Source organism: Dialister sp. i34-0019-2H8 (assembly GCF_042846925.1).
Taxonomy (GTDB): Bacteria; Bacillota; Negativicutes; order Veillonellales; family Dialisteraceae; genus Dialister.
Window position 1 is genome coordinate 769,563 of sequence record NZ_BAABYQ010000001.1, and the last position, 12,848, is coordinate 782,410.

9 protein-coding genes are annotated in these 12,848 nt (G+C 53.2%); all 9 read left to right on the forward strand.

Annotated features, from left to right (window positions below; all coding sequences use genetic code 11):
* The first annotated feature begins 27 nt into the window (after positions 1-27).
* The 9 genes from ACGG9R_RS03140 to lpxD all read left to right on the forward strand — a co-directional run bounded on the left by ACGG9R_RS03140 (position 28) and on the right by lpxD (position 12,805).
* The gene (locus tag ACGG9R_RS03140) at positions 28-4,410 is read left to right on the forward strand and encodes a translocation/assembly module TamB domain-containing protein (RefSeq protein WP_390151337.1); all 4,383 of its coding nucleotides are present in this window, start codon (positions 28-30) and stop codon (positions 4,408-4,410) included.
* Between the two features lie 212 nt (positions 4,411-4,622).
* Positions 4,623-5,240 carry a sigma-70 family RNA polymerase sigma factor gene (locus tag ACGG9R_RS03145; protein ID WP_390151340.1) on the forward strand — a complete coding sequence of 206 codons (618 nt, stop codon included), beginning with the start codon at positions 4,623-4,625 and terminating at the stop codon, positions 5,238-5,240.
* Positions 5,241-5,549: 309 nt separating this feature from the next.
* Complete coding sequence (locus ACGG9R_RS03150) at positions 5,550-6,122, forward strand: hypothetical protein (protein ID WP_390151343.1); 573 nt, start codon at positions 5,550-5,552, stop codon at positions 6,120-6,122.
* Between the two features lie 182 nt (positions 6,123-6,304).
* A complete protein-coding gene (locus ACGG9R_RS03155) occupies positions 6,305-8,308 on the forward strand; it encodes an outer membrane protein assembly factor (RefSeq protein WP_390151346.1) in 2,004 nt (667 codons plus the stop codon).
* Between the two features lie 193 nt (positions 8,309-8,501).
* Positions 8,502-9,794 carry a Tat pathway signal sequence gene (locus ACGG9R_RS03160; protein WP_390151349.1) on the forward strand — a complete coding sequence of 431 codons (1,293 nt, stop codon included), beginning with the start codon at positions 8,502-8,504 and terminating at the stop codon, positions 9,792-9,794.
* Between the two features lie 19 nt (positions 9,795-9,813).
* The gene (locus tag ACGG9R_RS03165) at positions 9,814-10,347 is read left to right on the forward strand and encodes an OmpH family outer membrane protein (protein WP_022106873.1); all 534 of its coding nucleotides are present in this window, start codon (positions 9,814-9,816) and stop codon (positions 10,345-10,347) included.
* A gap of 9 nt (positions 10,348-10,356) precedes the next feature.
* Positions 10,357-11,301 (forward strand): hypothetical protein, encoded by a 945-nt coding sequence (locus tag ACGG9R_RS03170; RefSeq protein WP_390151353.1) that lies wholly within the window; start codon positions 10,357-10,359, stop codon positions 11,299-11,301.
* An 11-nt stretch (positions 11,302-11,312) separates the two neighbouring features.
* Positions 11,313-11,774 carry an OmpH family outer membrane protein gene (locus ACGG9R_RS03175; protein WP_390151356.1) on the forward strand — a complete coding sequence of 154 codons (462 nt, stop codon included), beginning with the start codon at positions 11,313-11,315 and terminating at the stop codon, positions 11,772-11,774.
* An 8-nt stretch (positions 11,775-11,782) separates the two neighbouring features.
* On the forward strand, positions 11,783-12,805 hold the full coding sequence (lpxD, locus tag ACGG9R_RS03180; protein WP_390151359.1) for a UDP-3-O-(3-hydroxymyristoyl)glucosamine N-acyltransferase: 1,023 nt from the start codon (positions 11,783-11,785) through the stop codon (positions 12,803-12,805).
* Positions 12,806-12,848 lie beyond the last annotated feature (43 nt).

Here is a 12,848-nt window from a genome sequence, read left to right on the forward strand (position 1 = left end):
TTTATTTTTACTTTGGAGAACTTGACCTTGGCTAGCAGAATCAAATGGTGGATCAATGGTATCGCAGCATTCATTTTCGTTATGCTCTGTATCATTTATCTGCTGATCCGTCCGATCATCACACAGAATCTGGAACCTGTCATCAAAGACGCGGCAGGGGAGCGCATCAATGGCACCCTGACGTGGACCATGATGGATCTGGATCCGAATTATGATCTTTCCTTCACTGACCTGGAGCTGAAGGACGCGAAAGGAGAGGTTGTGTTTAAGTCGCCCTCTTTGGCGATCGGATGGTCTGCTTCTGCGTTGTACAACTATGCCTTCAAAGATGGCGGTATCGCTGATGTCGTGAAGACGGTGACCATCGAGAATCCGGAAGTGCACCTTGCCAAGGGGAATGATGGACTCTGGAATGTAGAGACGATTCTAAAACCATCGGACTCTTCGGACAATGGTACTTTCACAGGACAGGTCATCGTGAAGGACGGGAAGGCTTCCATCTCTGCACCAGATATCGGTTCGTATGATTTCACTTCGCTGGGAGGCACGCTCGGCTGGGACAGCAAGGGTACGATCACAGGCTCTTTTGCGGGAGAGTCATTTGACAGCCATTTCAAGGGAGACGTGAAGTACACGAATACGAATAACATGGAAATCAGTCTGGAAACGGATCCGGTTTCCCTTACCTCGTTGAAGCCGCTCTTAGAGCAGTTCCCACAGATTTCTTCAAAACTTGATATAGACAAAGGGACAGGACAGGTGACCAGCGCCAAGATCTGGAAAAGTGATGGCGCTGTCGCTTATCATGTCCAAGGTTCTATCAAAGATGCTGCTCTTCGCTATGATCATTTTATTCTGGCTGACGGAGCAGCCTTTTTTGATATTGAAAATGGTGAAGCTGTCATCACCGAAGCAGCCGTAAAGGTCAATGGGCAAACATTCACCGGAGATGCGAAGGTCCTTTTTGACGTGGACGATCCGATCCTGATGGGACATGTGACGCTGAAGGATATCAAGGCGGAAGAGTTGCTGCCTGAGAAAGGCGCCACCGGAGTCGTTTCCGGCAGCGTAGATATTTCGGGGACGATGGGAGATCCTTTCGTGTCCGGCGAAGCCCATGTGAAGGATGGGCAATATGAGGATCTTTCTGTCAAAGAGGCGAATGTGCGCTTTGTCTATGGAGAGGATCGGATCTCGATCCCTTATCTGAAGGCACAGATGGCGGGCGGTCTTCTGATCGGCGAAGGCTCATATACTATGACAAGCGGAGTCTTCGAAGGCGAAGCAGCCGGAGAGCATATCGACCTTTCTTCTCTTCCGGTCGGGATTTCCGCTTCCGGCATTGTGAGCGGATCTGGGAAGGCGAAGGGCACCTATAAGGACGGCGCACTGTCTTTGGAAATGGCTTCCGGAGAAATGGATGGCGCGGGTCTTTCGTATGAGAATATGGCAGCCGGCAAGGTTTCCGGCTTTGGCAGTTACCGTGATGGTGACTGGCATGGCGTTTTCTATGGCATGGATCTTTCGTATGATGGGATGTCCATGGATACCCTCTCGGGGGAGGCGACTTCGCGCGGCGGCGTGATGGATATTGCGTATCTGACAGGCACATCTGGCGAAGGCTCATTCACCGTGAAGGGGACATATGGGCCGTCTCTCTCGCTCTCGGGCGAGGTATCGTCCATCGACCTTTCTGAGCTTTCCGGTCTTTCGGGAATGGATATGGCCGGATGTCTCTCCGGCCGGTTCGTAGTCAGCGGGAGCAGGGAGGATCCATACGGCGCGGCAGATTTCACAGCGCAGGATGGGGAGATCCGTGGCATCTCCTTTGAACGTATCGAAGGACATGTATCGCTGGGAGATCAGTTGGCGACTATCACTTCGCTTCGCTGGGAAGGGTCGGACGGTAAGCATACGGTGAAGGGGACCGTCGGTCTCTTTGCGCCGCACCCTCTCACGCTCACTATCGATACCGACAAGACACGCATCGAGAAACTGCTTGCGCTTGCCGGAGAGGACTACCCGGTGACGGGATGGGTCGAAAATACAATGACCGTCACTGGCACGATGGAAGCGCCACAGGTGAAAGGGGATTTTCTGGCCTTCGACGGTTCGGTCATGGGTGAGCTTTTCCAGAGCATCTCCGGCGAATATACCTATGATGGAGATGACATCACCCTGAAAAACGGCCTCGCCTATATCTACGATGGTACAGCCATCGTGAGCGGTACGGTGAAGCCGGATATGATCGATATGGATGTGTCACTCAATGACATCAGCCTTTCGTGGATGCTTCCGGGACGCGGAGCAGACGGCAAGGTCAATATGCGCGGGCATGTATCCGGAACGATGGAAGATCCGGTCTTTGAAGGGACGATCTCCTCCAGGCAAATCTCTGTAGGCGGCACTGCCATTTATATGGCATCTGCCGGCATCTATTATCAGAACCATGTCGTAAGCCTTGATGACGGTATATTCAATCAGAAGAATGGCCATTTCGAATGGAAAGGCAGCTATCACATGGACTCCCATACCCTGCAGGGGTTCCTTCGATTTAAGGAATGGAATATCAAGGAGATCATGCGTCTTTTCAAGCTGCCTGAGTCCGCTGTGGATGGCGCTGTCAATGGAGGCATGCAGATCGGAGGGACTCTGGAGAACCCCAGCATCGACTTCAAGGCAGATTTCCTGGGAGGACATCTGGGGGATACACCTGTCGGTCAGGGAGCGATCGATTTCTCCTACCTGAATGGGGCGCTCTCGATCCGTAAGTTTCATCTTCCTGTAGGAGATGGACTGCTCGCCGCAGAAGGCTCTATGAATAGCGATGGGGAGCTCGCTGTCCAGCTCGCAGCCAAAGACATGGAGATGTCCTGGCTGCCGCAGGTATTGGGACGAGATGACATACGGATGGGCGGTCGTCTGACGGCCGGAGTCGTTCTCAGCGGAAATAAAACATCGCCGGAAGCAGACATCTCGATCGGTATCGAGCATCCGAGCTACGGAGAAATCAGCTTTGACAGCTTCTCTCTGATGGCGAATGCCAAGAGCAATGTCGTGACGCTGCAAAATGCACTGGTATCGAAGGGAAACTATCGTGCGAGTGCCAAGGGCATACTCCCCGGTAATCTTTTTACCGGCAGCACCACAGATGAGGCAGTGCCGCTTTCTGTTGATTTCAATCTCGATCAGGCAGATATGAATATTCTGGCTCTCTTCGGTAAAGCCGTGACGAGTGCGAGCGGCCCGATCAAGGGACATGTACAGCTTGTCGGTGACTATCGTGACCCGGAGCTTAAGGGCAGCATCATAGCAAAGAATGGGGCGCTCGGTCTTATGACCATGAATGAAGTCATTCAGCCGATCGATCTGTCCTTACGATTTGATGGACATCGCGTGATATTTGATGGCAGTGCCTCCTTCGGTGGCGGCGGCGTCACTGCGAAGGGCTCTGCTGACTGGAAAGAAAAGGCGATCACGCATTATGATGGGGAAGTGCATATGCATACTCCTTCCATCGACTCTGCCTATTACAAAGGAGCAGTCGATGCTGACCTTTCACTGGGGGAATTCATGGATCAGCTCGGTGTCACGGGCAAGATCTCTATCCACAATGCGACTTGCGAAGTGCCGCTCGCTCTCCTTGCGGAGAGCGGTGAGTCGTCGGCCAATTTCCTGACGAAGATCGACATAGCCATCGGAGACAATGTACGGCTCTACAGCAGCTCGCTCTATGACCTCATGATCAAAGGAAATATTTCGATGATGGGCCATTTCCGCGAACCGATCATGACGGGCCGCGTGAATGTAGAAAAAGGAACTGTCAAGATCAATACCACGGAATTCAAGATCGATCAGGCCAATGCTGTCTGGGGTGGTACCCCCGGCTCCTTCCTGCCTGTCATCCATGCGCGTGCCGATACCAAGGTCGGTCATTACAATATCAAAGCCGAGCTGGATGGACTGCCCGGTGATATGAAGACGACCTTCCACAGTGATCCTGCGCTGAATGATTCGCAGATCATCATGCTGCTGACGCTCCATCAGGATCCGACCAAGGATAAGGATGGCTCGATGCAGGGGGCGCTCTTCAATGCCGGCCTCACCATGCTCTTCGGAAATACAATGCAGGACTTCCTCGCAGATAAGATCGGACTTGACCTCATCAGCATCACGTCGAACCTGACAGACTACTATGACAATATCGATGATAACAATGACAGCTACTACTACATCAAGATCGGGAAGTACCTCTTCAATGATTTCATGCTGACTGCGACCATGGGAGTGAATAATGAGGAAAAAAGTTTGGGCTTCCATTATGATTTGAATTCGCGCGTCGGTCTCTCATCGTGGTATAATAGCAATCACGACAGTTACATCGGCAGCGATTGGAGCTTTAAATTTTAGTTCATAAGCCTGATGGGCTCGGGGAGGAGGTGCGGCTTCGCCGGAATCCTTCGGCGCGAACTCATTTTCCCATTCGCCGCTTGTCGAGCCAACGACATTCCCTTAGATCACGGAAAATGCGTCAATGATCCGGTAACGCATTTTCCGTTCAGCGCTGACAGGAGGGGAAGGTCTATTTCGCGAAATCCCATTTACATGGAGTACCTATTATTATGCTCGAAGAATACAAAGCCTGCCTGTCCCGTGTGACCTTGCTCAGCCGGGAGGAAGAGCAGGCACTTTGGAAAGAATACAAAGAGGAAGAGGAGATCGACGCGCGACAGCGTCTGATCGAGAATTACCAGCCGCTTGTCTTCAAGGAGGCCGTCAAGTACGGCCTGCAGGAGGCGGTGACGATGGACCTTATTCAAGAAGGCACTGTAGGGCTCATGGAGGCGGTCGAGCGCTATGATCCTTTGGCCGGTGTCGCCTTCTCCCTGTATGCCATCCATCGCATCCGCGGACGCATGCTGAATTTCCTGAATGCCAATAAGAAGGAGATCCTTCTCAAGGACGGGGAGGAAGAGAAAGTCTTCCTTGCGCAGGCCATTCCCGATATGGCTTTCGAAAGTGCCGACCGTGAATCGCTGCATGTGGCAGTCGACATGGCGGTGCAGCGACTCTCTGCCAAAGAGCAGGATGTTATCCGCTCGGTCTACCTCGCGGAGCAGACCGCTCAGGAGACCGCTGATGCCATGGGCGTCAGCCAGGCCTACGTCTACCGCCTCGAGAAACGCGGCATCCGGCGTCTGCGCGGGATGCTCTCAAAGCTGATCCATGAGAGAAAGTAGGGGATGACGTGGCATAGCGTTTCTTGCGATCCCATTTTCGGCACTGCCTCGCTGCCCCGCTGAACCTATAGGAAAGAGTAAGATGGAACAGGAATCGGATCTTTGCTCCTCGGACCCTGTCAAACATATCATCCCAGCTTGAAAACACTCGAATTTCGGCAAAAATGATTGAGAATACAAGAAAATGTGAAATAAATAATAATTTTGGATGTTCACTTGTACTTCTAAAACACTGATTATATATAAGAATCATGTAACCAGTGGTTGGCAGAGATCGGAATGATTCCGGTTTTCTCAGCAGGAGGCAGTATGTCGGGGGATACGCTGAAGAGAGTGAAGTCGGTGAAGAGGTGGCTGGAAAAGGCAGAGAATTCCTATTCCAACCATAAAGAACTGACAGGCGAGATGAATCTCATCATGGCGCAGGCAGAGATGCAGCGCCTGAAAGAGGTGAGAGGGACTTCGCCGCGGCGGAAGTGGCTGCTTCGCGGCGGCGCGCTGGCTGTGGCGGGAGCGCTTTTCCTCGGCGCCTCTTTTCTGAAGGACAGTTTTTTTGCACCTGCGCCTACTCCAGCAAGGCCGGTGGAAACAGCAGTCACGACACCGACTACGGCGGTTGTGCCAGTCGAGGAAGCGGATAAGAAAGCCGAAGAGGTTCCTTCGGTATCTGCAGAGACTGTCACGACAGAACCGGCGGAAACGGATCCGCCAAAGCCAGATTCAGAAGCAGTGCCGCCTGCTAAAGCAGCGCCCGTCGTCATGACGCCCGCGCCGGCTCCGGTGGAAGTCTCCGCCGTCACGAAGCCGGAGCTACCCGCCCTCTCCGATCAGGAGATCCAGCGTGTCGTAGGCGAAGCGGGAAGGGCTCTCCGAGGAAATTAGTGATAAGAAGAATTCCGGAGGTTTGAAGGGTCTCCCCTTTAGGAGCTTCCGTCTTGCACTGAATCCATCAATCCCAATGTTATTTAAGGAAATCACACGTTTTGGCAAGTATGCCAGATACCCATCTGTATTTCCATAAATATATAGAAATTCACCATCCAATACATGAGGAGGAATTTACGATGACAGCAACATATAAGAAAGCACTGCTTGCCTCTGCGATCCTGCTTGCGCTTTCCGGGGCGGACGTCTTTGCGGAAGCACCGCAGATGACCGGCTCCCAGAGCGGCATGTCCCAGAGCTCCATGATCGACGTGAAGAGCGGTAAGGAAGCGGGCAAGACCGGTGAGATTTCCGACCAGACGGAAAAAGCGGAACCATCCATGGAAGTGAAGGAATCCCACCAGACCGTCGCAGTGGGCGATGCCTCGCTCTATCTTTCGGCGGACGATGACGCAGCCATCGAAGCACATACAGGCAAGACCATCGCGCATGTCGACTTCGACGGGATCCCGGAAGAAGTCAAGACGAAGCTGTCCCCTCTTCTGCAGAGCAAACCGGGCAGCACCATCACGGCTGAGGGCATCCGCAATGATGTGGCATCTCTTGGCTCGACAGGTGTTTTCTCTCAGATCCGTCCGAAATTCAAGGAAATCCCCGAAGGCGTGGATCTCACCTATGGTCTTGTCACAAATCCCATCGTTCGTGATGTGGAATTCACCGGCAATACCATCTTCACCTCTGACTACCTGAAGTCCATCCTGCAGGTGCCAGAGGGCAGCGTCCTGAACTTCGTCCTCGTGAACCAGAAGCTCAAGGAGATCGAAGATGCCTACCTCAAGCAGGGCTACATGCTCGTCTCCATCCCGAATGTGGAAGTGACGCCGAAGGGCATCCTGAAAGTCCATATTTCCGAAGGCGTCATCGAAGATATCCAGCTCGTCGGCAATGATAAGACGAAGGACAAAGTCATCCTCCGCGAACTCAAGATGAAGAAGGGCAAGCCCTTTAATAAATTCCAAGCAAGCCGCTCCATGGAAAGACTCTATAATCTGGGCTACTTTGAAGATGTCAACATGAAGCTGCTCCCCGGCAAAGAAAATGAACACAATGTCGTCATCGAGATCGATGTTGTCGAGCAGAAGACCGGTGTCATCACTGTCGGCGCCGGCTACTCGGACTCTGACGGTACAGTCGGCATCATCGAGCTCGGTGATACGAACTTCCGCGGCACAGGCGATAAAGTCAATTTCCACTGGGAATTCGGCGGCGCCGGCGACGGTAAGAACTATACCATCTCCTACACCCGCCCGTGGATCAATTCCAACGGTGACTCCCTCGGGGCTTCCATCTTCAACCGCATCTATGAATACGATGACTATGATTCGAACGGTGATACCGTCGCAGAATACGATAAGAGAAGAAGTGGCTGGAACCTCACCTGGGGACGTCAGAATGGCGAATATCGCACGAACTACTTTGCATTTGAAAGTGCGAAGGAAAAATACGATGACCATGACGGTTTCGAATGGGGCAGCGCAGCAACTGACCGCTTTAAGAATTATAAGACGGAAGGTTATAATAGCGAGGATGAAATGAAAAAAGCTTGGCGTGGCGCTATCGATGATAATTTTGGTACCACGAACAGCTTCACCTTCACGCATGTCTTCGATAACCGCGACAACTACTTCAATGCCAGCAAGGGCCGCCGCATCTCCTTCTCTACCCAGTGGGGCGGACATGGCCTTGGCGGCGACTATGATTTCTACAAGTTCACGACAGAAGGCCGCTTCTACAAGGGGCTTGGCAATGGTCACATCCTTGCGCTCCGTCTGCAGGGCGGCTACATCGACGGCGATGTCTCTTACGGGAACCTCTTTGACCTCGGTGGTTCGAATACGCTTCGCGGCTATGAGGATGACCAGTTCAAGGGCAAGAAAATGTACGCGGCGACACTGGAATATCGTTTCCCGATCGCCAAGAAAGTCCAGGGTGTCCTCTTCACCGATGGCGGCAGCACCTGGGGCATCGATAACGGACAGATCCCGTGGTATGAAGATGATGATGGTTTCCAGTGGTCTTGCGGCGTAGGCCTGCGTCTCCAGACCCCGATCGGACCGATCCGTCTTGACTATGGTCACGGTGATAAGAATAAATTCCACTTCAGCTTCGGCACACAGTTCTGATTTGAATGCGAAATGAGAAATGGTGGTGCGGTGCAACATGCATAAAGCGCCGCAGCTCCGATTTTTCCCTCTTTCCGCTGGAAGGAGGTGCCCGCCGGGGCAAAGGCGAGTTCAGGAATGTTCTCCGTTGCACCTGCTGAATCCATTGCACCTGCGGAACCTAGCTATCCACTGATTTTCCAAAGGAGGAGCCATGCATTCTTCCTTATTTCATTCGATGACTCGAGCAGGTCTTGCCCTGCTCGTTTCGTCATTCCTGCTTCCTGCGTGGGCAGATGCGGCACCGATCCGTGAAGTGAGCGTCTCCGTCACGGGAGCGGGCGGCATGCCGCCCGCAGTGGAGAAGCGGATCACGGCGAGTATTTCTGCCATAGGAAACCGCATCCTTGTCGGCAAGGATGAGAGCCTCTTTCGCTCGCATGAGAGCGAGTACGATAAGGTCCTTGCAGACATCGTGAACCGCGTGGTCGTGGGCTATGTGGTGGATGATATATCTGCCGCCTATGGAGAAAAGACAGCGCTTCACGTATCGCTCACTCCCGTCGGGCAGATGATCCGCGAGGTGGAGACCGAGATCGACTACGGGAATCTGTCTCCGGAAGCGGCAGCGCTGGTGAAGAAGGACAGCGCCGGTGTACCGCTCCTTATGAGTCAGCTCCTCTCGGGGCTTCCCGTCGATTCGGTCGGCTGGGCGGAGAGTGTCTCTGAGTCTGCCGGGCGAGAGCTTCTTAAGGAGATCCTCCCGGAATTTACTGCCAACTTCGAAGTGACCTCGGGGGAGAAGACAAGAGTGCGGATCTCCCTCATCCCGCAGGGGACGATCGTCCGTACCGGAAAGCTCACACTGCACAAGACCACCATTCCGCGCCTCCTGATGCTGCGCGCGGTGAATGAGACGGAACATGCCCTTCGAAGTCTTGAAGGGCTTCCGCTCGCTTTTGTCGCCCGTCATCAGAAGGATCTGGCTGCCTCGATGAATGACATCCTCGCCAAGGACCCCTTCATTGAAAAGTATGGCATAGAGACAAAGGCCTATCTTTACCCGGGAGAGATCACAGAACTCAAAGTCGATGCACTGACCGATCACTGGATCATCCGCACGGAAGCATGGATGGATGCCGGGCGCGATGGAAATCGCAATACGGCGATCGAAGGCATGCTCGGGCATTTCGTGGGCAGGAACAATGTGATCTTCGGCGAGGCCCGCTTCTACCCCGGCCCTGTCGACTGGAATGTCTATGGCGGCTGGTACCATCACTTCGGGCGCGTCATGGATCTGGGCTATAAGTATGATCTTGTAGAAAACAGCCACCATGCCTTTGGTCAGATCCCCTTCGGCGAGAACTTCGCCCTGCGCTATGACCGTGATTTCAAGAAAAAAGAGAATGAATATGGATTTTCCTATAAGATCCATAATTACATGACGATCGAATATGTGTATAATGATGAAGAAGGCAAATGGCTTCGGCTGATTGCCAATTTATAAAAGAGGAGAGTAACCTATCATGATGACAACTCTTGGTAACAAGAAAAACGTAAAGATTTTTTCCTTCGCTTTGGCTGGCGTATTCATCGCCTCCGTGGCAGCGATGGCGGTGGTATCCATGGGTGATACAGCGAATGCTGCTCCGACCTCTGACATCGGCGTCGTTGACCAGAGAGAAGTGATCTCCGCGAACAGTACCCTCGCAGCGAACTACCAGCAGAAGATGAAAGAAACGGCAGATGAAATGCAGAAAGACTTTGATGCGAAGTCGGAAGGCATGAGTGATGCGGAAAAAGAGAAGCTCTTCGCTGACATGCAGCAGCAGTTCAATCAGAAGAGACAGGCCATCGAGAAGGACATGGATGATCAGGTGACCGGCGCTGTGAAGTCCGTCGCATCCAAGAAGGGCCTTGCTCTTGTTGTCGATAAATCTGCTGTCATTTACGGCGGCACAGACATCACGAAGGAAGTCACCGATTCCCTTTCGAAGTCTCTTTCTTCCGCTGCCTCCTCTTCCGCAGCATCCGCAGCTTCCTCAGAAAGCAAAAAATAAGGACGTCTCATGAAATATAGAAACTGTGTATACACCGTGGCGGCTGCCCTCCTCGTGGCGTGCTCCCTGGCGGTAAGCGGATGCAGCGATAAAAAAACCGAGGAGCCGGCGCCACCTGCCGTTTCCTACGGCGTGGTCGACTTGGAGACCCTTGTGAAAGCCCATCCGAAATACAGTACATATTTCCGCCTCGAGACTGAGTACAACCATCTCCTTGATCAGTATCAGAATGAACGAAACAAGCTCATTCACATCGCCTCTCAGCAGCAGCACATCAAGGCCGCGCTCTCCGATCAGAGCCGCCGCATGGCTGCCGAAAATGAGTGGAAGACGAAGGTCAAGGCAAAAGAAGACGAATTGAATGACGGCCTCGCAAAACTCTACAAGACCATCAGCGAAGCGCACAAGAAGGACAGAACCTTCACGCCCGATGGCCTCACTGACGAAGAGCGCGCAGAGATGGCGAATCTCCAAATGAAGCTCACCGTCCTCGGCGTCACCGGCTCCGAAAAGGAAGACGTCAAGCAGCGCCTCCATGATCTGATGGACCTTCGCACCGAGCGTGCGAAGATGGATACCATCGGCTGGTCAGAGGACGAAGTGAAAACGATGAAAGAGGCAAAAGAAAACGCATCGAAGGAGCTCGCTGACTTTTCAGAAAAGACCGCGAAAGACATCAAGCAGAACCTCGCGGAGGAAACGAGCGTCGATGTGCCTCTTCCCGAAGACCCCATCGACCCATCGTGGAACGAAGACTGGCAACAGAAGATTGATGCCAAGCAGAAAGAGATGGCCGCCGTCAAGAAAGAAATTATGGAAGACATCCGGAAAGAAGCTGCCCGCGAGGCCTCTGACAAGCACCTTTCCATGATCTTCTCGAAATACAAAGCCAATATCCACGCCGAAGACGTGACGGGGGATATGGTGAATCGTATAGTCAATATCACCAAGTAGGAGGAAATCGAATGGCTATGTGGAAAAAACTGGCCTGCGTAGGACTCATTGGCGCAGCACTCGCCTTTGCCGGCTGCGGCAGTGAACATAAAGTGGCAGTCATTGACTACCAGAAGCTGGAAGCTTCTTCTCCGAAGATCCAGTCTATCGAAAAAGAAATCAACGATAAGGATAAGGAGATCAGAGACCGCCTGGATCAGGACTCCCAGAGCGGACTCTCCGATGAAGACATGCAGAAGAAAGTCCAGTCCGCTCAGCAGGAGCGCATGATCTTCATCCAGAGCAAACAGAAACAGATCCAGTCCATGGTCGAGTCTCAGGCAGCCCAGATCGCGAAAGAAAAGGGCATCGGTATCGTCATGCATAAGAGAGCCGTACCCGGCGGTGCCGTCGACATCACCGATGAAGTGATGGCCAAGATCGATGGCGCATCGAAAGCGGCATCCGGCGCTGCTTCGTCCGCATCCAAGTGAGGTCCATCATGAAAAAAACAGCAGGTGAAATCGCTGCCCTGATTGGCGGCACTCTCTATGGAGACAGCACGGTCTTGATCGACGACGTCGCCAGCGCAGAAAGCGCTGGCCCGTCGCAGGTGACCTTTGCCCGCGGTGTCTACGCCGAGCACATCGAAGAAATGCAGGCAGGTGTCATCCTGGTCGATGAACTCCCAGCCCACTACACGAAGAATCTCATCGTCGTTCCCGATGCCCGCCGCTCCTTTGGCGAACTCATCGAAGTTTTCCGTCCGGAAAACAAATGGGAACCGGGCATCCAAGAGACTGCCGTCATCAGTGAAAAAGCCCTGATCGGCAAAGACGTCACAATCATGGCGTATGCCGTCATCGAAGAAGGCGCTGAGATCGGAGACGGCTGTGTCATCTACCCGTACTGCTACATCGGAAAGAATGCGAAGCTCGGCAAAGACTGCGAACTGAATCCGGGCGCCGTCGTACATGAAAACAGCATCTTAGGCGACCGCGTCGTCCTTCGTGCGCATGCCGTCGTCGGCGGTCAGGGCTTCGGCTTCTCCACTGACGAGGCAGGCCATCACCATCACATCCGTCAGCTCGGCCGCGCTGTCATCAGAGACGACGTCGAGATCGGCGCCTGCTCCACCGTCGACAACGGTGCGATGAACAATACCATCGTCGGCAGCGGCACCAAGATCGATAACCTTTGTCACTTGGGACATAATGTCGAGGTCGGCCAAGACAATTTCCTCTGCGCGCAGGTCGGCATCGCCGGCAGCACCAAAGTCGGCGACCACGTCATCATGGCCGGACAGACCGGCGTGAATGGCCATATCACCATCTGTGACAACGCTGTCTTCGGAGGCAAGACAGGCATCATCGGTACCATCAAGACCCCAGGCACCTACCTGGGCTATCCGGCGAGGACCCACGCCCAGTGGGGGAGAGTCGAGGCTGCACTCTCGCACCTGCCGGAGCTGATGAAAAAGATCCGCCGTCTGGAAAAGCAGCTCGCTGAGAAGGAAGAAAAGTAAATCAGCTTCTTATCATAGCTGATACAAAGGGGCTGTGCTTTCA

Bases quoted from the DNA above. Each gene is read 5' to 3' on its own strand.
- ACGG9R_RS03170 (WP_390151353.1), top strand. From the start codon at position 10,357: ATGAAATATAGAAACTGTGTATACACCGTGGCGGCTGCCCTCCTCGTG.
- ACGG9R_RS03155 (WP_390151346.1), top strand. From the start codon at position 6,305: ATGACAGCAACATATAAGAAAGCACTGCTTGCCTCTGCGATCCTGCTT.
- ACGG9R_RS03145 (WP_390151340.1), top strand. From the start codon at position 4,623: ATGCTCGAAGAATACAAAGCCTGCCTGTCCCGTGTGACCTTGCTCAGC.
- ACGG9R_RS03175 (WP_390151356.1), top strand. From the start codon at position 11,313: ATGGCTATGTGGAAAAAACTGGCCTGCGTAGGACTCATTGGCGCAGCA.
- ACGG9R_RS03150 (WP_390151343.1), top strand. From the start codon at position 5,550: ATGTCGGGGGATACGCTGAAGAGAGTGAAGTCGGTGAAGAGGTGGCTG.
- ACGG9R_RS03165 (WP_022106873.1), top strand. From the start codon at position 9,814: ATGATGACAACTCTTGGTAACAAGAAAAACGTAAAGATTTTTTCCTTC.
- ACGG9R_RS03160 (WP_390151349.1), top strand. From the start codon at position 8,502: ATGCATTCTTCCTTATTTCATTCGATGACTCGAGCAGGTCTTGCCCTG.
- lpxD (WP_390151359.1), top strand. From the start codon at position 11,783: ATGAAAAAAACAGCAGGTGAAATCGCTGCCCTGATTGGCGGCACTCTC.